Source organism: Paenibacillus sp. FSL R5-0473 (genome assembly GCF_038004565.1).
Lineage (GTDB): Bacteria > Bacillota > Bacilli > Paenibacillales > Paenibacillaceae > Paenibacillus > Paenibacillus amylolyticus.
On record NZ_JBBORL010000001.1, the window covers coordinates 3972104 to 3990662 of the forward strand.

The 18559-nt window shown below is 44.8% G+C and carries 17 protein-coding genes; 3 read left to right on the forward strand and 14 right to left on the reverse strand.

The genetic code is table 11. The annotated features are described in order from the left end of the window. Window position 1: 1 nt before the first annotated feature. From ilvC to ilvB, 3 genes are all read right to left on the reverse strand, one after another. Window positions 2–994 carry a ketol-acid reductoisomerase gene (gene ilvC, locus MKY28_RS17240; RefSeq protein ID WP_036669754.1) on the reverse strand — a complete coding sequence of 331 codons (993 nt, stop codon included), beginning with the start codon at window positions 992–994 and terminating at the stop codon, window positions 2–4. Between the two features lie 261 nt (window positions 995–1255). Next, the gene (gene ilvN / locus MKY28_RS17245) at window positions 1256–1738 is read right to left on the reverse strand and encodes an acetolactate synthase small subunit (protein WP_024628317.1); all 483 of its coding nucleotides are present in this window, start codon (window positions 1736–1738) and stop codon (window positions 1256–1258) included. Beyond that, the gene (gene ilvB / locus MKY28_RS17250) at window positions 1735–3486 is read right to left on the reverse strand and encodes a biosynthetic-type acetolactate synthase large subunit (RefSeq protein WP_036610160.1); all 1752 of its coding nucleotides are present in this window, start codon (window positions 3484–3486) and stop codon (window positions 1735–1737) included. The genes ilvN and ilvB overlap by 4 nt, the downstream gene beginning before the upstream one ends. A gap of 604 nt (window positions 3487–4090) precedes the next feature. Here ilvB and MKY28_RS17255 point away from each other — a divergent pair. Next, on the forward strand, window positions 4091–4534 hold the full coding sequence (locus MKY28_RS17255) for a GNAT family N-acetyltransferase (protein WP_036611020.1): 444 nt from the start codon (window positions 4091–4093) through the stop codon (window positions 4532–4534). A 6-nt stretch (window positions 4535–4540) separates the two neighbouring features. Here MKY28_RS17255 and MKY28_RS17260 read toward each other — a convergent pair whose 3' ends face one another. The 9 genes from MKY28_RS17260 to MKY28_RS17300 form a co-directional block, all read right to left on the reverse strand. Further along, entirely contained in the window at window positions 4541–4930 is a 390-nt protein-coding gene (locus tag MKY28_RS17260; protein ID WP_047842246.1) for a hypothetical protein, read from the reverse strand. Between the two features lie 214 nt (window positions 4931–5144). Then, a complete protein-coding gene (locus MKY28_RS17265) occupies window positions 5145–6107 on the reverse strand; it encodes an ABC transporter permease (RefSeq protein ID WP_036610165.1) in 963 nt (320 codons plus the stop codon). Next, on the reverse strand, window positions 6108–7187 hold the full coding sequence (locus MKY28_RS17270; RefSeq protein WP_036610168.1) for an ABC transporter permease: 1080 nt from the start codon (window positions 7185–7187) through the stop codon (window positions 6108–6110). Next, on the reverse strand, window positions 7180–8718 hold the full coding sequence (locus MKY28_RS17275; RefSeq protein ID WP_036610171.1) for an ABC transporter ATP-binding protein: 1539 nt from the start codon (window positions 8716–8718) through the stop codon (window positions 7180–7182). Before MKY28_RS17275 ends, MKY28_RS17270 begins: the two co-directional genes overlap by 8 nt. A gap of 299 nt (window positions 8719–9017) precedes the next feature. After that, window positions 9018–10058: a BMP family lipoprotein gene (locus MKY28_RS17280; protein WP_340936462.1), complete on the reverse strand. Its 1041-nt coding sequence runs from the start codon at window positions 10056–10058 to the stop codon at window positions 9018–9020. Window positions 10059–10637: 579 nt separating this feature from the next. After that, window positions 10638–10997, reverse strand: coding sequence for a 50S ribosomal protein L20 (gene rplT, locus MKY28_RS17285; RefSeq protein ID WP_017689664.1), 360 nt, complete (start codon window positions 10995–10997; stop codon window positions 10638–10640). Window positions 10998–11085: 88 nt separating this feature from the next. Next, a complete protein-coding gene (gene rpmI, locus MKY28_RS17290) occupies window positions 11086–11289 on the reverse strand; it encodes a 50S ribosomal protein L35 (RefSeq protein ID WP_017689665.1) in 204 nt (67 codons plus the stop codon). Between the two features lie 24 nt (window positions 11290–11313). Continuing rightward, window positions 11314–11808 (reverse strand): translation initiation factor IF-3, encoded by a 495-nt coding sequence (gene infC / locus MKY28_RS17295; protein WP_017689666.1) that lies wholly within the window; start codon window positions 11806–11808, stop codon window positions 11314–11316. Between the two features lie 335 nt (window positions 11809–12143). Then, entirely contained in the window at window positions 12144–13382 is a 1239-nt protein-coding gene (locus tag MKY28_RS17300) for a glycosyltransferase family 2 protein (protein WP_036610177.1), read from the reverse strand. 711 nt (window positions 13383–14093) lie between these two features. On the opposite strand from MKY28_RS17300, the gene MKY28_RS17305 reads away from it, so the two are divergent. Together MKY28_RS17305 and MKY28_RS17310 are read left to right on the forward strand one after the other, a co-directional pair. Continuing rightward, window positions 14094–14621 carry a phosphatase PAP2 family protein gene (locus tag MKY28_RS17305; RefSeq protein ID WP_017689668.1) on the forward strand — a complete coding sequence of 176 codons (528 nt, stop codon included), beginning with the start codon at window positions 14094–14096 and terminating at the stop codon, window positions 14619–14621. A gap of 50 nt (window positions 14622–14671) precedes the next feature. Beyond that, window positions 14672–15823: a UDP-N-acetylglucosamine--LPS N-acetylglucosamine transferase gene (locus MKY28_RS17310; RefSeq protein WP_036669745.1), complete on the forward strand. Its 1152-nt coding sequence runs from the start codon at window positions 14672–14674 to the stop codon at window positions 15821–15823. A 140-nt stretch (window positions 15824–15963) separates the two neighbouring features. On the opposite strand, the gene MKY28_RS17315 is transcribed toward MKY28_RS17310, so the two are convergent. Continuing rightward, a complete protein-coding gene (locus MKY28_RS17315) occupies window positions 15964–17517 on the reverse strand; it encodes an ABC transporter substrate-binding protein (protein ID WP_036669742.1) in 1554 nt (517 codons plus the stop codon). Between the two features lie 100 nt (window positions 17518–17617). After that, entirely contained in the window at window positions 17618–18547 is a 930-nt protein-coding gene (locus tag MKY28_RS17320; RefSeq protein ID WP_340936463.1) for a carbohydrate ABC transporter permease, read from the reverse strand. Between the last annotated feature and the right edge of the window lie 12 nt (window positions 18548–18559).

Sequence of the window (18559 nt, forward strand, 5' to 3'; positions counted from 1 at the left end):
CTTATTTCTTGATCCAGTGCATCATCTCACGCAATTGTCCGCCAACCACTTCGATTGGGTGTTCAGCTTCGTTGCGACGAGTTGCTGTCAAGAATGCACGTCCGGATTGGTTTTCCAGAATGAAGTCACGTGCGAATTTACCTTGTTGGATATCCGTCAGCACTTCTTTCATTGCTTTCTTCGTATCTTCAGTTACAACGCGAGGTCCAGTTACATAGTCACCGTACTCAGCTGTGTTACTGATGGAATCACGCATGCTTGAAAGTCCGCCTTCATACATCATGTCAACGATCAGCTTCAGTTCGTGCAGACATTCGAAGTATGCCATTTCAGGAGCGTAACCCGCTTCTGTCAATGTTTCGAACCCAGCTTTTACCAAAGCACTCACGCCACCACACAGAACAGCTTGCTCACCGAACAGATCTGTTTCTGTTTCTTCACGGAAGGAAGTTTCGATAACCCCTGCGCGTGTACAACCGATACCTTTAGCATAAGCCAAACCGATTTCTTTAGCTTTACCCGTTGCATCTTGCTCAATCGCGATCAGGCCCGGTACACCAAAACCTTCCACATAAGTACGACGTACCATGTGACCAGGGGACTTAGGAGCTACCAGCAATACATCGCTGTTTTTTGGAGCAACGATTTGACCGAAATGAACGTTGAAACCGTGTGAGAAGAGCAGTGCAGCGCCTTCTTTCAGGTTTGGTTCGATTTCGTTTTTGTATACAGAAGCTTGAGTTTCGTCTGGCAGCAAGATTTGAACTACATCTGCGCGGCTTGTTGCTTCAGCCGGGGACAGAACTTCAAATCCGTCATTTTTTGCAGTGTCGAAGGATTTACCTTCACGAAGTCCGATGACTACGTTCAATCCACTATCACGAAGGTTTTGAGCTTGGGCGTGGCCCTGGCTACCATAACCGATTACCGCGATCGTTTTTCCTTTCAATACGTTAAGCTCTGCATCCTGTTCATAATAAGTAGTTACTGGCATGTTTATAAGTCCTCCTTTGTATTGTAAAGAACCCTTCATTAATGAGCGGGTGTCTCAAGGGACCGCCTCGCTTGGAGTGTCAAAAGCATCTCTGGTCTGATCCGATCCGTTCAGACACCCGCCCATTAATGCGGGAATGTAGCTATATTTTCAAGCGTTACATCACTAAAATGTTAAATTACAACTGTTAAGGGACTGACACTCACATAAGATCAACTGTATATGTTAGCTAACCGTCGTCCCTCTTCATTCATTATAACTTTATACGTTGCCGCGTACCAATGCAGTTATGCCTGTACGAGACAATTCGCGAATGCCATATGGCTTGAGCAATTCAATCATAGCATCAATTTTGTCCGTATCTCCGACTACCTGCACAATCAGGCTGCCCGGACCAACATCTACAACGGATGCGCGGAATGTTTCTACCACACCCAGAATTTCAGGACGCTCGGAAGGCTCTGCTTTCACTTTAATCAAAGCGAGTTCACGGGCTACCATCGGTTTCAGGCTGAAATCAACCACCTTAATAACATCGATGATTTTGTACAATTGTTTCTCAATCTGCTCCAGCGTTTTATCGTCACCAATGGTGACAATAACCATCCGGGAGAGTCCAGGTTCTTCCGATTGACCTACGGTAATACTCTCAATGTTAAATCCGCGTCGACCGAACAACCCTGATACACGCTGAAGGACGCCTGGCTGATCGTTTACCAATATTGAAATCGTATGTCTAATCATTCGTCAGCATCCCCCATCAGCATTTGATCAATTGTTGCTCCCTGCGGAACCATTGGATACACATTTTCATCCTTGCGTACTACGAATTCTACAACGACTGGTCCTGGTGTGTCCAAAGCTTCCTGCCAAGCACGCGCTGCTTCTTCTTTATTCGTTGCACGCAATCCTTTCACGCCATATGCTTCAGCCAGTTTTACAAAATCCGGGCTTCCTGCCAGATCAATGTGGCTGTAACGGTTCTCATAGATGAGTTCCTGCCATTGGCGAACCATTCCAAGTACCTGATTGTTAATGATCACAATTTTTACGGGTATATTGTTAATGGCACAGATTGCGAGTTCTTGGGAACACATCTGCATTCCGCCGTCTCCGTTAATGGAGATAACAAGTCTGTCCGGATTGGCCATCTGAGCACCAATTGCAGAAGGGAATCCAAAGCCCATCGTTCCGAGACCACCCGAAGTTACCCATGAACGTGGTTGATTAAACTTGTAATATTGTGCCGCCCACATCTGATGTTGTCCCACATCCGTAGTCACAATCGCTTCACCTTTGGTTGTATCATTCAACATTTCAACAACCCACTGCGGTTTCAGCACTTCGTCTGAATCCGTATAGCTGTATGGCTTCTCTTGTTTCCACTGTTTGATCTGGTCTCTCCATGCATCTGCACGCTCTGCACGTCCAACTTCTTTGTTGGCTATTTCAAGTACGGTCTTCACATCACCAACGATTGGAATATCGGTTGCAATGTTTTTACCAATCTCAGCCGGATCAATATCGATATGGACGATTTTGGCATGTGGAGCGAATCCGTCGAGCTTACCTGTTACCCGATCATCGAATCGTGCGCCGATATTAATCAGCAGATCCGACTGTTGGATGGCCAGGTTGGATGTGTATGTTCCGTGCATTCCTGGCATCCCTGTCCATAGTTCATGCCCACTTGGGAATGCACCAAGCCCCAGAAGGGTTGTCGTAATCGGAATGCCTGTCTTCTCAACAAACTCGAACAGTTCTTCATGTCCTCCCGAGTATACCACACCGCCACCGGCCAGAATCATTGGACGTTCTGCTTCCTGAATCGCCTGAGCCAAACGGTCAACCTGCAGTTTGTTTGGTACTGTCCGTGGATTGTACCCTCTTAATGTAACAGGTTCAGTACTTGGTTCAAACAAGGTTTTGTTGGCTGAGACATCTTTCGGAATGTCGATCAGTACAGGACCTTTACGGCCGGTGTTGGCAATATGGAATGCCTCATGAATGATACTCGACAGATCCTTAACATCTTTTACCAGATAGCTGTGTTTGGTGATCGGCATTGTAATCCCGGTAATATCCGCTTCCTGGAAAGCATCCGAGCCGATCAGGCTGGAATTAACATTTCCCGTAATGACAACCAGCGGCACAGAATCCATATATGCCGTGGCTATTCCAGTAACCAGATTGGTTGCTCCCGGCCCGGAGGTAGCGATACAAACACCAACTTTGCCGCTTGCACGTGCATATCCGTCAGCTGCATGAATTGCACCTTGTTCGTGACGGGTTAAGACGTGTTTGAAATCCTCGAAACCATACATTGCATCGTAAATGTACAACACTGCGCCACCCGGGTAACCAAATACGCAATCCACACCTTCAAGCAACAAGCTTCTCAGCAGAATCTCGGAACCGCTAATGACCTCCGGCTTCATCCATTTTTCACGTAATTCATCTGTCGATCGTACTTCTGGAATTTGAGCTCCCATTAGTCATCCTCCTCTCGGAATTTACACCATTCTGACATTTAAAGTTACAAAAAAAACCTTCCATCCCCTGCAAACAAGTTCATGCTTGCGAGGGACGAAAGGTTATCGCTTCCGTGGTACCACCCAACTTTGCCCGAAATTTCGCAATAACGGACCTTACCAGGTACAACAAAACGAATAGCTCAAACGAACATAGTCGTTTCCCATACCTGTTGTCTGTAACGCAGACATACGATTTTCCCTAATACGCGAAAGGAGTGACATCCAGTGCTTTTCAGGAAAACAGCTCCGAGGTGAGCTCGTATATAAGGGATAATGGTGGTGGTTTCAGCAATTCCAGCCACTCTCTGAGCAAAAGAGCCCTTAAAACTTCGTCCTCTTCATAGCCGATGAAATATTCTCGTTAAATGTTAGGAACATTATATGATTCCTCCAACCGATAAGTCAATACCTGTTTTGCATAAAAATTCAGAGAACCTTCTTTCCTCCCTCTTCAGCCTATAAGGTTGCCCTAATCCCAGCGCTTCATTCAGTCACCTTTTATCTTGCTTCGGGCATAGGATATACGAGCAGCACGACTGGTCCTGAAAGGAGGCTCCGCATGGTGATTCGGCAACGCACATCCAAGCTGGATGATGGCGCCATCATGAAGCTGATTGACACTCAACTTGTTCCTTTATCCCATATGAGCGAAAAGGAAATTAATAAAATCCGCAAAGAAATACCCCTGCGAATGAACAGGGGCATGACCTTTGTTGTCTCGCCGGAGCCAGACAAAGCTGCTGTGGCATTCATCCATTTTCTCATGCATGGGGAATTGCTCTATGTCGATATGATGGCCGTTAGTCCGAAAGAACAACGCAAACGTTACGGGCAAACTTTGTTGCTCAAAGCAGAGAGCTTTGCGGTATCTCGGGGTTGTCGAAGATCTAAAGTGATGGTGGATGAGGGCAATACCAAAGGGCTTCAGTTTTATCAAAAAAATGGATACAGCGCGATTCGATACATCATGATAAGCCGCTGCTACGAATTGGAAAAAACATTATAGAATGTCCTAGAAAAATCCTGGTGGGCGTGGACCAGGACCATAAGGGCCGAATCCAGGACCAGGTCCATATCCGCCACCAGGTCCTCCAGGTCCATATCCCGGTCCGTAGCCTGGACCATATCCAGGGCCTGGTTTTGGTCCAGGTCCATATCCGGGACCAAAGCCGGGACCACCTCCATAAGCATAAGGCAGTGTGGCAATAGCGAGCAGATCAAACAATACCAGTGGCAGAATCGCTTTTGTACGTACTTTTTTGCCATTCAAACGCTTGAGTACCAGTTTGTTGCCCGATACTTTCAACAGCTTTCCCGTAACCCGAGTGCCGTCTTTTTTGATTGCAACAATATTTTTGCCTATTAATTTCATCGCTTCATCACGCGTAACTTGTTGTTTCATACTTTCCCCTCCTCCTCGGATCGTTCAAAACAGTGTATTCGTCCATCACTGAATTCGCCTGTTTCTTTGTCCCTACCTGAAAATATGGGTATCTGCACGAGAACCAAGTTAAGCATGTAAAAGTCGATGGGCGTTCAAGAAAACAAAAAAAGGCCCGCACAAGGCGGACCCTTTATCAAAACTCTGAATAGCTAAACTGATATGGAAAAGGTTGTTACCTTTTACCAGGGTCATACGCTTCACCGAGTGCAGACGGAGCCGAAGAACGTCCAACCGCTGCAACGAGAACGATGATTGTAAGCAGGTAAGGCAACATAAAAATAATTTCCTGGGGAATACTTTGTGACCATTCAAACAACTGTACATAGTTTCGGATCGCTTGTGAGAATCCAAAGAAGACAGCCGCACCAAAGGCACCAATCGGATTCCACTTACCAAAAATCATAGCTGCAATGGCAATATAACCTTGGCCGGAAACCGTATTGTGTGAGAATGTACCCGTAGTCGTCAACGTAATCGCAGCTCCACCAATAGCCGCAAGCGCACCACTGATCATAACGCCAATATAGCGATAACGAAGCACTTTAACACCAACCGTATCAGCCGCACTTGGATGTTCACCTACAGAACGAAGGCGCAGACCAAATGGCGTTTTGAACATGATGTAATACGTCAGGAATACGAACAGAATGGCCAGATATGTTGTTGGATATACGTTCTTGAAGAAGGCTTCTCCAAGCAAAGGAATGTCTTTCAACAATGGCACATCAAACTTGCTAAATCCTTGAACCAACGGTGAATCACCAGAACCTTCAAACAACAGTTTAACCAAGTACAACGTACTTCCTGCTGCCAAAAAGTTAATGACGATACCACTGATAATCTGGTCTGCCTTAAATGTGATAGACGCAACGGCATGAATCAGAGATACCATTACGCCCAATACAATCGCGAGCAAAACCCCCATCCAGGCCGATGTCGTTCCGCCCATGCCCGCTTCTTGAGCATAATGCGCCCCGATTCCAGCTGCAAAGGCACCAAAGACCATAAAACCTTCAAGTCCAAGGTTGGTTACACCTGATTTTTCCGAAAAAATTCCGCCGAGTGATGCAAAAATCAATGCCGTAGCAAAGACAAGCGTCGTATTGATAATTTGCCCAATTGTCAACAAGTCCATCTACAACACCTTCTCTTTCTTACGCTTCGAATAGAACGGTTTAAGTATCCAGCGCACGATGCCTTGTGCCGCAATGAAGAAGATAATCGAACCGATCACAATCCGAATAATCTCAGGCGGAACATCCGCAGCAAAACTCATACCTGCAGATCCGTACGTGAGGGTACCAAACAACACTGCCCCCAATAACACCCCAAACGGATGATTCAAACCAATCAGGGCAACTGCAATTCCGTCAAAGCCTGTTCCCGGTGAACCCGACATTACGGTTTGGTATTGGAACACACCAAGAACCTGGAATGCACCACCAAGACCGGCTAGCATACCACTGATAAACATCGCTTTTACGATATTCCGGTTAACATGCATACCTGCATATTCAGCGGCATTAGGGTTGTAACCTACCGCGCGGATTTCATAACCTTGTTTTGTTTTCCACATATAGATATAAAAGAGCACAGCCATCACAAGGGCAATCAACGTCCCCATGTGTACACGGGAATTGCCCATCAGCTCAGAGAGCCATGTCAAACTAATCGAAGCCGATTCGCTGATATCCACGGAACGATTCTCGCCCTTCAACAGCAAGAATTGGCGAACGATAAGGTTGGCGAGATATAGACCAATCCAGTTCAACATGATACTACTGATAACTTCATTGACCCCACGCGCTGCTTTCAGATAACCAGCAATCGCGGCCCACAGACCACCAAACAATGCACCGGCAATCAAAGCCAGTGGCGCATGAAGGTAGATCGGCAAACCTGCAAACTTAACACCAACAAATGTTGCAGCGGTCATACCAACGAGAAATTGACCTTCTCCACCAATGTTAAACAACCCTGCACGTGATGCAAATGCAAATGCGAGTCCAGTCATGATCAGTGGCGTCATTTCCCGTACTGCTTCACCAAAGTTGTACATGTCGCCAAATACCTTGGTGAACAATGCACCATAGGCTTCAATTGGATTGTAACCACCAATCAGCATGACAACTCCACCGAGAATAAGACCCATAATAATAGCTACTACAGGCAAAATAAATGAATCTCGGGTAAACCATTTCAATACGTTATTCATGCGCAGTACCTCTCTTTTGGGTGCTGCCCGCCATCATCAAGCCGAGCTCCCTGTCATTGGTTTCTTCCGGCAGCACCTCGCCAACGATCTGTCCTTCATAAATAACTGCAATTCGGTCAGATACATTGATAATCTCATCAAGCTCAAATGAAATCAGCAGAACAGCCTTCCCTTGGTCGCGCTGTGCAATCAGTTGCTTTTGCACGAACTCAATAGCCCCTACATCCAAACCACGTGTTGGTTGCGCAGCGATAAGCAGTTCAGGGTTTTTATCTACCTCACGGGCGATAATGGCCTTTTGCTGGTTTCCTCCGGACAAGGACCGAGCTTTGGTCTCGATGCTTGGTGTACGCACGTCAAATGCCTCAACAAGCCGCTTCGCCTGCTGTTTGATGGCATCGAAGTTAAGGAACCCTTTACGGGTGTATGGTGCTTTATAATACGATTCCAGAACGATATTTTCGCTCACTGAAAAATCAAGTACAAGTCCGTGTTTATGGCGATCTTCCGGAATGTGGGCTACACCCGACTCCGAGATATGGCGCGGAGAATGATTGGACAGCTCCTTGCCTTCCAAAAGAATCGAACCACTCTCTACTTTACGAAGTCCGGTAAGAGCTTCAATCAGTTCACTTTGGCCGTTACCATCCACGCCTGCGATTCCGACAATCTCTCCTGCACGTACGTTCAGGTTAAGTTGGTTTAGAACCGAAATACCTTCTTTATTCTTGGCCGTTAATTTACTGACTTCGAGCACATTGGCTCCAGGTGTAGCCGGTTTTTTGTCCACTTTGAATGTGACATTCCGCCCCACCATTTTCTCTGCCAGCTCATTCGGATTGGTTTCCGATGTTTTAACCGAATCAATTACTTTACCCCGACGGATAATCGTTACCGTATCGGAGATTTCCATGATTTCTTTCAGTTTGTGCGTGATCAAAATAATGGACTTTCCTTCAGCTACAAGCTTCTTCATGATAATCATCAGTTCTTTGATCTCTTGAGGAGTCAATACGGCTGTAGGCTCGTCAAATATCAGAATGTCTGCACCGCGATACAACGTTTTAACAATCTCTACACGTTGCTGCATTCCGACAGAAATATCATGAATTTTGGCATGAGGATTCACCTTAAGTCCATACTGTTCGGAAAGACGCTGAACTTCAGCGGCTGCTTTTTTATAGTTAATATTGAGACCCTTCGTTGGTTCAGATCCCAAAATAATGTTCTCTGTTACCGTGAACGGCTGTACAAGTTTAAAATGCTGATGCACCATGCCTATGCCAAGATCGATCGCTCGGTTAGGGCTGTCGATGATGACAGGCTTGCCATTCACTTCAATGGAACCTTCATCTGGCTGATAGAGACCAAATACAATATTCATCAACGTTGACTTACCAGCGCCGTTTTCGCCCAGTAGCGCATGGATCTCGCCCTTACGAAGCTGAAGGCTGATGGCGTCGTTGGCAACAATGCCTGGGAAACGCTTCGTAATTTGTTTTAACTCAACGACGGGGGTTGCTGCACCCATGTAATCACCCTTATAACTGATATAGTGTGGTTCCGCAAACGTAAAAAAAAACGTCTATCGACGTACTTTCAAAAAAGACAGACCGCGCTTAGCTGAAGTTTTTCTTGCGATAATCGAATGGTTCAACTCATTAAGAACAACTCAATTCCATTATCTTAAGAAAAGCTCCTACCGGAGCGTTGGTGCACAGTGACCTTGTACAATTGTTATGATGACTTGATCAAATGTTCCTGTTCTTGCAATCATAAGGCCGGTCAAGACCGGCCCCAATGATTATTCATTTGCGACTAAGATCAAAATTACTCCGTAGGAACTTTGATTTCGCCGCTGATGATTTTTTCTTTGTACTCTTCTACTTTAGCAAGTGTATCAGCAGGTACATTGGCAGTAGAGGTATCAGCAATACCTACGCCGTTTTCTTTCAAAGTCAGGTTCTCGGAACCACCAGCGAATGTACCATCAACTACTTCTTTGTTAACGCGCTTAACTGCTTCGTCAACTTTTTTGATCATGGAAGTCAAAGTGATCTCATCACCAAACTCAAGAGATTGGTCTTTGTCTACACCGATAACCCATACATCTTGACCTTGCTTCTTACGAGCACTTGCTTCGTTAAACACACCGTTACCTGTTGCGCCAGAAGCGTGGAAGATAATATCTACGCCTTCATTGTAAAGTGTTGCTGCTGCTGCTTTACCCAAGTCAGGTTTATCAAATGCACCTGTGTAGTTAGAAATAAATTGAGCATCAGGGTTAACTGCTTTAACACCTTCTCTGAATCCTACTTCAAACTTTTTGATCAGTGGGCTTTCCATACCGCCTACAAAACCAATTTTATTGGATTTTGTTGTCAGACCAGCCACAACACCAACCAGGTAAGATCCTTCTTCTTCAGCAAATGTTACGGATTTAACGTTAGGAGCATCAACAACACTGTCGATGATCGCGAGTTTAGCATCAGGGTTTTGCTCAGCTACAGTTTTGATTGCATCAGCCAATTGGAAACCGATACCCCAAGTCAGATCATATCCGCCTTTAACGAATTCGTTCAGGTTAGGAATGTACTCTTCATCGGATTTACTTTGCAGGTATTTAACAGCAGTACCTGTTTCTGTTTCAGTCGCTTGCAAAGCTTCCCAAGCGGATTGGTTAAAGGATTTGTCATTAACTCCACCTACGTCAGTAACCATACCGATTTTGAGATCGGATTTCGCTTCAGTAGATGTACCACCTGTATCTCCTCCGGCATTTGTTTCTTCTTTCGGTTTGCTACCGCAACCTGCGAGCATAACCGATACCGCCAGCAACATTACCAAAGACAAGCTGAGCATCTTTTTCATTTCTCTTTTTCCCCCTTAATGATATATCCCTCATTCCAATCCAGCCTACAATTGAACGGTTAACAGATAGCAGGAATGACTTTTATGCAGAATGTATGGTTTCTTCGACATTAAAAGCGCATTCTCACCCTTGAAGCATCCTATCATCTGTCGAAAAACCGAACATTATGACATGGAGAGAAAAATCTAGGACTAGCCTACTAGAGGTGATTATACAATCAACCAGTGTTAAAATCCAGATGTTTCATCACCAAATATCACATATTTTTGTTCTTTTTTTATTGAAAACGCTTAATAATTTAGCGTTTTAACACACTAACGTTACAACGATGTGATGTTATATAACAAAAACATATCGCGAACTTTAGTGATGAGAGGGATTTACCTGTTTTTATTTGTATTATTTCACCGTTCGTATTTTATGTATTCCCATGGACCGTTATTCACCAGTTATCTGGTTTCATTGTTCCCTTCCAGACTACAGCCTATTCGCTCTACTCATTCAGAGATTCATCTTCGAATTTCTTCCAAGCCGTAAAAAAAGCCGCCATATAGGTACGGCGGCTTGTATCATACAATTTAAGCGTTGATTTTGCCTTTAGCTACAGTAGCCAAAGAGTTGAACGCATTGATGTCGTTAACGGCCAGATCAGCCAACATTTTGCGGTTCATGTCTACTCCAGCAAGTTTCAAACCATGGATCAGTTTGTTGTAAGACAAACCATTCATACGTGCTGCAGCATTGATACGAACGATCCACAGTCTGCGGAAGTTACGTTTCGTGTTGCGACGGTCACGGTATGCGTATACCAGGGATTTCATTACTTGCTCGTTAGCTGTTTTAAAAATACGGTGTTTGGAACCGAAATAACCTCTTGCCAGTTTCAAAACCTTTTTATGACGACGACGTACTACAAAACCGCCTTTTACTCTTGCCATATTAAAGAACCTCCCAAATAAATATAAATGTATCCGTGGTATGTGTACGGCCGTAGCCGATCCCCCATACGGAATGTACTAATTAGAATTAGCCTTTCAAGTTAGCCAAGCCTTGTTTCAAACGTCTAACATCCCCGGCAGCCATAACTGGGTTACCGTTCAGAACGCGCTTAGCACGTTTGGATTTGTGGGAAAGCAAGTGGTTTTTGTGAGCTTTGTAACGAAGGACCTTACCGGAACCGGTAATTTTGAAGCGTCCTTTCAAACTGCTGTGTGTTTTCATTTTAGGCATTTTGTGTTTCCTCCTCCAATGTTATCAGGCTTTAGGAGCCAAGATCATGATCATACTGCGGCCTTCCAATTTTGGTTGACGTTCAACAGTACAAAGTTCTGCAACTTCTACCTTAACGCGCTCCAAAATTCGTTGACCAATCGCGGCATGTGCAATTTCACGTCCGCGATAACGAACAGAACATTTCACTTTGTCGCCTTCGTTCAAAAACTTAACTACATTACGAAGCTTCGTTTGATAATCGTGCTCCTCAATATTGGAACGGAACCATACTTCTTTAATATCAACAATTTTCTGGTTCTTACGGGCTTCTTTATCTTTCTTTTGTTGCTCATAGCGGAATTTGCCATAGTCCATAATACGACACACCGGCGGTTTAGCCTGTGGTGCCACATTGACCAGATCCAAATTCAGGTCAATCGCCATTTGCAGTGCTTCGCGAATGGGCGTAATCCCAATTTGTTCTCCTTCAGCTCCGACAAGGCGTACTTCCTTCGCCCGAATCTCATCATTAATCATGTGATCTTTACTAATAATCGTCCACCTCCAGGTCATTTTGAATATCCAGTTAAACAAAAATAAAAGGGATGCCGGTCAAGCTACCGACATCCCTGTAATCAACACAATTCTTCATGAGTATACACTTCATAAATTATTGGGATCGTTGACCAGCCAACATGTTTGTTGATCAGGTGAGAAGTCGGACTTCTGCTTGTGATTCCATTGCTATTCGCTTTAAGGCACTTGAATACTATATCACCCATGAAATACATTGTCAACATTCTTCACAACTTTTTTTCGTGAATTACCCATTTGTGATATCAGATGTCAACAAAGTATCGCATGCATGTTCCTTACCCTTGTTTGCTTTGCACCTCATCCAACCGTACAACACGTGTATGTTGAGTGTGGCTCCACTGTTTGTTGTTCTGCGTAAAGAAAGCGTAGAACGTAATCGGGTACCAAGACAGCAGGTAGATCGGGAACAAAATCAGATATAGATAAACTTTGGCAAAGGTAACCTTCTCCAGCGCCATGGACAACAGGAACGTCAGAATGTTCAAACCAATAGCCACGAACCCAACCCATAACGGGAAGTATCCATAAATATTAGCAATGTGCGGACCACTGAATATAGCCATGTCTACCCACATCACAGCCGTCATCAGGAACGTAAGCAACACCACATAGACATTGGCTCCGTAGATAGCAAGGTCAAATTTCACCAGGCTTCTTTCCTTAATGGACTGCCATAGCAGCGGGAAGAAGTATCTACGCGCAACTGTAAAGTGACCTTGCATCCAGCGCAGACGTTGTCTCGCTGAAGCTTTGAATGTTAATGGCTTCTCATCAAATACTTTGGCGTCATAGTTGAAAACAGGATACACATTACGTTGCACACTGCGCATCGTAAACTCCAGATCCTCAACCAGACTTGTTGCCCCCCAACCAATTTCCTTCAACAGGTTGGTCTCAAAGCACATTCCGGTTCCTCCGAGGAAATTCGCCATATTCAAGTTATGACGAGACAACTGCCACAGACGGTTGATGTACCAGTAAGATACACCGTAAGCTGCAGTAATCCAGGAATCCTCCGGATTTTTCGTATCAATGTATCCTTGGATAACACGCGAACCATTGTTCAAGTCATCATTCATCTCAAGCAAGAAGTTACGGTCAACCAGGTTATCCGCGTCAAACATAACAACTGCGTCATACTGACGTGGCAATTTCCACAGGTACTTAAGCATCCATTCGATGGCGTACCCTTTACCTCTTAAATCGGCATTGGTACGCACACAGGCGTTTAATCCATGCTCTCTGACAATTTGAGCCGTTCCATCCGTACAGTTGTCACAGATGACAAACACATCGTACAGATCTTCCGGATAATCAAGTTGTTTCAAGTTCTCCATCAAGGCACCAATGACTTGTTCCTCATTGTGTGCTGCGACGAGTACAGCGAATGACTTTGTCGCCGGATAATGTTTCTTTTTCTTTTTCTTAATCAGACCGAACAGCGAAAACGTGAATTGGTACACGGCTAGCAGTGCCAGAATGACCTGCATCGTGACGAATATAGCGTCCAACATCGTTCTCTGTTACCCCCTTTTTTTCAAAACCCAGTTTACTCAAGCATTTCTCTTCCTGATTCTGCAATTTATTTTTTTTTGATCTGCAGAATATGACCCTGTTCTTTTGTGTACTACGTGAATATATCAGGCAATGTTTCAAAGCTTGGTTGCTATCAGTTGGCTGCTTTATCGATTCTGTATCCTTTTCAGTCATTTGTCAAAACCCCAATTCCACTTTTTGAAGCAGAAATGTGATCTTTAAACGCTGAATAGACACTTCGTGATACCACAACCTCGCATTCATGCCTGTTATATCTTATTTTCAGCCGTTTACTTGATTTTTATTTCTAAAGTCCCTGCTTTTTTCATCAGCATGTTATTCTTCGTCAGAGGCTCTATAACAAATAACGCAAACAGACCTCAAAAAGTTTGAAACAGAACTCACATTTTTTTTACCTCATTTCAGCCATGTTGAATCATTGTATCTTTTTTGGCTGACCCAAGTCAAAAAGTTAAGATGGGTATATATCCACTCTTTAACATGAATTTCACGTTCTTTACATGGGTTCTTCTTGAAAAGGACAACATTTAAAAATATGATAAACATATACCTGAAATAACCTCAAGTTCATGAAAAACGGTTATATACTAATCAGGACGAAACCGGATGCAGAAAATCACCGGAAATAATGCCGCCATTACGGGCGGCCTGACTGGCAGGAGGCCAATATGAGCCGTTTATTCTTAAAGTTTCAAGATTATGATCGAAATGTTTTTATGTGGATCAACGGCCGACTTCATAATCGTTTTATGAATTTTTGGCTGTATTATTTCACCCATCTGGGTGGAGCAACTTCATCTATTGCAATATCGTTGTTAATCTGGCTGCTTGCTCCAGCTCCATGGAGCACAACAGGACTCCAGGCATGTATCGCCCTTGCGGTCAGCCACATCCCTGTAGCCATCGCGAAAAAATTGTATCCCCGCATTCGACCTTATCTGGCCTTGCCGGATACAATTACGTTCCGTAATCCCCTGACGGATCACTCGTTTCCTTCAGGGCACACAACTGCCATTTTTTCGGTCACAGTTCCCTTTATGACCACTGATCCGATCTTATTGCTAATATTGTTGCCTGTGGCCCTTATTGTCGGATTCTCTCGAATTTATCTGGGGTTACACTATCCTTCCGATGTTCTGGCGGGTGCCACAATAGGTACTTTAGTCGCACTTGCAACAGTTGCATTCTGGTCTTAAAGCCGATATGTTAGACTCAGAAAAACCTAGCAGGAACAGGTGAAGTAAGCGTGGAGAAAAAAAGAGTATTACTATTATCTGAAGGCTTTGGTACGGGTCATACTCAAGCCGCCTATGCACTGTCCAGCAATTTGCGAAAGCTCTCGCCAGACGTGCAGACAAAAGTGCTTGAACTGGGAAGTTTCTTAAATCCAAAGGTTGCACCTCTAATTATAACAGCATACAAAAAAACGGTTACCAACCAACCCAAACTTTTCGGATACGTATACAGACACCAATATAAAAAATCATTGAACAGGCTGACCACACTGGCGTTGCATAAACTGTTCTATACACACACACGCAGCGTTGTGCGCCAGTTACGTCCCGATGCGATTGTCTGTACACATCCGATTCCAAGTGCTGTCATATCCAGACTGAAACGTCTGGGTGTACAGGTTCCCCTATGCACAGTCATCACCGACTATGACGCACATGGGACTTGGATTAACCGTGAAGTAGACCTTTATCTGGTTTCTTCAGATGAGGTTAAGTCCAAACTAATGCTACGAGGCGTACCTGCAGACAACATTCGAGTCACGGGCATTCCGGTGCATCCAAATTTCTGGGAGCATCCCGGGCGAGAAGAGATCCGAAGCAGATTTAACCTCAAGAACATGCCTACTGTACTGGTGATGGGCGGCGGTTGGGGAATGCTCAGCGACAAGCTGGTCCATCCGTTGCTGACACGCTGGCATGAAGATATTCAGATCATTTTTTGTCTGGGTCGCAATGATAAAACACGGATCAGCATGGAACAGAACCCGATGTATCGCAAAGAAAATATTCACATTATGGGGTACACCAACGAAGTGGACAAATTAATGGAAGTATCCGACCTTCTGATCACCAAACCTGGGGGAATGACATGCAGTGAAGGCTTGGCGAAAGGAATTCCCATGTTGTTCCACAACCCTATACCTGGTCAGGAAGAAGAAAACGTCCATTATTTTACAGCAAGAGGGTTGGGAGAACCCATAACTTCGCCCGACGTAGTGGTTAAATGGATGAACAAGCTGTTGCATCACTACCCGGATGTTGTACGTAAACGCAAACGTCATCTGGCGGAAATCGCCAAGGTTCATCCAATGCAGAGCGCTCAAAGTATTATCGATCTGCTGGAGGACGTTCGTCCTTCATCCGCAGAAGAGGCCCGTTTATGAATTTATCCCATTAGGATGTCGCTTCCTGTATTCTTCGTCCAATCACGCCTCTAACCAACGGCTTCAAACAAGCCTGCAACCACATTGAAAAGGTGCCTTCGAATTTGAAGGCACCTTTTCTTTATGAAGGAAAGTACAAACTATTGAGTGCCTGCTGACTTCAAATACTCCTGCCACTGCTTGGTGTATTCTGCCTGAATTTTTTCCAAACCTGCTTGTTTAGCCTTCTCCATAAATGTGTTCAATCCAGCCTCTACGTCTGCCACCAAACCTACATTAAGCGGATACAGATATTGTTTTTCCACTTGTTCCAATGCAGCCTTCTCGGCTTGGTACGGTGTCCAGTCTTCAGCAAATCCGGTATAAATATCCGGCTTTTTGATTTTGTCGAGATCTTCAAACATGGTCAGCACGTCATCAAAGGTTTTGTCATAGAGCATGAATTCCGGGTTACGCCATGCCCAACCATTCATGCCCTCACGCGGGAAGCCGTTTGTTTGTGCATCGCCTACCATTTTGTAGTATCCATTATCTACCTCGAAGTTTTTGCCTTCAACGCCGTATTCAGTCAACCAGTTATATCGTTTGTCTGTCACCAGTTTCTCATAAAATGCCAATGCTTTTTCCGGGTTTTTACTGCTACGCGGAATCGCAAAACCATTGTGGATCGGGTGAACCGGTTGTGCAAACCCTTTCGCATTCGGGTACGGGAAATAAGCCAGTTTCCAATCTGGATGAGTAGACTGCACCTTGATGACATCTGCATTAAATTTGTTCGGGTTCTCCCCGGAAAGAACAACAGCCGCTTTTCCATTTTGCAGCAATGAGTTGGAAGTATCCTTTACATTCAGTACGTTTTTCGGGAAAAATCCTTTGTCCATCCAACGTTTGTATGTTTTCAGGTCTTCCAGGTGTTGCGCCGATCCCCAGTAGGACGTCACAGTTGTTGGTGTATCATACATAATATCCAGTCCATATGGAAGTTGACCTGCTGTATTAACCAGCTTGGATGTCAATTGACGAATACCATGGGTATGGTTGGCATTGCTATCCGCAATCGGAATCATATTGGGTTCGTTGGCTTTGATGCCCTCCAGATACGCTTCGAGCGTCTCCAAGGATTCCGGTTTCGGAAGATTGTACTTCTCGCGCAAGTCCTCACGGTACGCAATTCCCTCGGTTACATACTCAATCCAAGTGGATGGAACTGTATAGATTTTGTCATTGATTTTGACAGCATTCCACATGTCATCAGGTACATGAGCTTTCAGCGCTGGCGCTGCTGTAGGCAACATTTCATCCAGTGGCAGGAACGCACCCTTCTTGGCATAGGACTGGTAGAATGTCCAATCTGCTGTGAAGATCAGATCGATCGGCTGTCCGGAAGACAGCAGCAGTTTATATTTTTGATCCCAGTCGGTCCATGAGGTGTAGTTGAATTTCACATTGACGTTCAGATCAGCCTCCGCCAGCTTATTGATCTCGGATTCAATAACAGGCAGATCTTTTGGAGCATCCCCAAGCATATAAAATTGAAGCGTGACTTTCTCGCCTTTGTTCCCGGATGTTCCTCCCTGCTCGCTTCCTTGCGTCGATCCCCCCGAACCGTTATTACATGCGGCAAGTACCCCGGCGAACAACATCAGGGCAAGTACCAGAGACAGGTGCCGAATTGTTTTGTTACGCATACGCATCCTCCCTTTTTGTGGTGAACCTTTATATGTTAGCGCAGACTCGCCATGCTTCAGACCAGAAATGATGTCAATGGCCTGACACCCACAGCGTGTTCACGTTCTAACCTTTCACTGCACCAATGGTGAGTCCTTTGACAAAATAACGTTGTACAAACGGATACAGGAACAAAATCGGTCCCGTTACAACGATAGCCATTGCCATCTTGGTTGATTCGGTAGGCACATCCTGACTGAGTGTGATCCCTGTGCCAATCGCCATCTGGTCAATGAATGTGATCGTGTTCATCGTGTTGTAGAGATAAAATTGCAGTTGGTACATATCCGGGTTGTTAATGAAGAGGGATGAGGTAAACCAGTCATTCCAGTAACCGAGTGCCAAGAACAGACCTACGGTGGCGATACCAGGCATCGCCAGTTTCAACACAATGCTGAAATAGATGCGGAAGTCATTCGCTCCATCAATTTTGGCGGACTCAATCAATTCATCCGGCACTGCCGAGCGAATGAAGTTTTTCATCAGGATAATGAGGAATGGCGTCATCAGCCCCGGGAAAATAAGTACGGTGTACGTATCTGTGAGATTGAAGTAGTTCGCCAGCATAATGTACCAAGGCACAAGTCCCCCACCAAACAGGGTTGTGAAGTAGATAAAAAACGAGAACGTGTTCCGATATTTAAAATCCTTACGCTGGAGCACAAATCCGGCCATCGTGATGAGGAACAGCCCTAGCGTAGTCCCCACCACCGTTGTAAAGACCGTTACCCCATAAGCTTTGAGTACCTGAGTCGGGAATTTGAACACCATTTTGTAACCTTCCAGGGAAAAGTCCGTTGGAAAGAGGTGATAACCATCCCTCACAATGGACTCGTTGCTGCTGAATGAACCGGATAGAATCAGCAGAAACGGTAGCAAGCACATGATTGATAAAATGATGATGAAGCTGTAGGAAATCAGTTTAAACATGAAAGTGAATTCCGAATCTCTGAGACGCGTATTCGTACGAGTGTGAGTATTCATTGGCGTGTTCATGATCGTTCTCCC

Coding starts and splice junctions, on each gene's coding strand:
- ilvC (WP_036669754.1), bottom strand. CDS start 994: ATGCCAGTAACTACTTATTATGAACAGGATGCAGAGCTTAACGTATTG.
- ilvN (WP_024628317.1), bottom strand. CDS start 1,738: ATGATTAGACATACGATTTCAATATTGGTAAACGATCAGCCAGGCGTC.
- ilvB (WP_036610160.1), bottom strand. CDS start 3,486: ATGGGAGCTCAAATTCCAGAAGTACGATCGACAGATGAATTACGTGAA.
- MKY28_RS17260 (WP_047842246.1), bottom strand. CDS start 4,930: ATGAAACAACAAGTTACGCGTGATGAAGCGATGAAATTAATAGGCAAA.
- MKY28_RS17265 (WP_036610165.1), bottom strand. CDS start 6,107: ATGGACTTGTTGACAATTGGGCAAATTATCAATACGACGCTTGTCTTT.
- MKY28_RS17270 (WP_036610168.1), bottom strand. CDS start 7,187: ATGAATAACGTATTGAAATGGTTTACCCGAGATTCATTTATTTTGCCT.
- MKY28_RS17275 (WP_036610171.1), bottom strand. CDS start 8,718: ATGGGTGCAGCAACCCCCGTCGTTGAGTTAAAACAAATTACGAAGCGT.
- MKY28_RS17280 (WP_340936462.1), bottom strand. CDS start 10,058: ATGAAAAAGATGCTCAGCTTGTCTTTGGTAATGTTGCTGGCGGTATCG.
- rplT (WP_017689664.1), bottom strand. CDS start 10,997: ATGGCAAGAGTAAAAGGCGGTTTTGTAGTACGTCGTCGTCATAAAAAG.
- rpmI (WP_017689665.1), bottom strand. CDS start 11,289: ATGCCTAAAATGAAAACACACAGCAGTTTGAAAGGACGCTTCAAAATT.
- infC (WP_017689666.1), bottom strand. CDS start 11,808: ATGATTAATGATGAGATTCGGGCGAAGGAAGTACGCCTTGTCGGAGCT.
- MKY28_RS17300 (WP_036610177.1), bottom strand. CDS start 13,382: ATGTTGGACGCTATATTCGTCACGATGCAGGTCATTCTGGCACTGCTA.
- MKY28_RS17305 (WP_017689668.1), top strand. CDS start 14,094: ATGAGCCGTTTATTCTTAAAGTTTCAAGATTATGATCGAAATGTTTTT.
- MKY28_RS17315 (WP_036669742.1), bottom strand. CDS start 17,517: ATGCGTATGCGTAACAAAACAATTCGGCACCTGTCTCTGGTACTTGCC.
- MKY28_RS17320 (WP_340936463.1), bottom strand. CDS start 18,547: ATGAACACGCCAATGAATACTCACACTCGTACGAATACGCGTCTCAGA.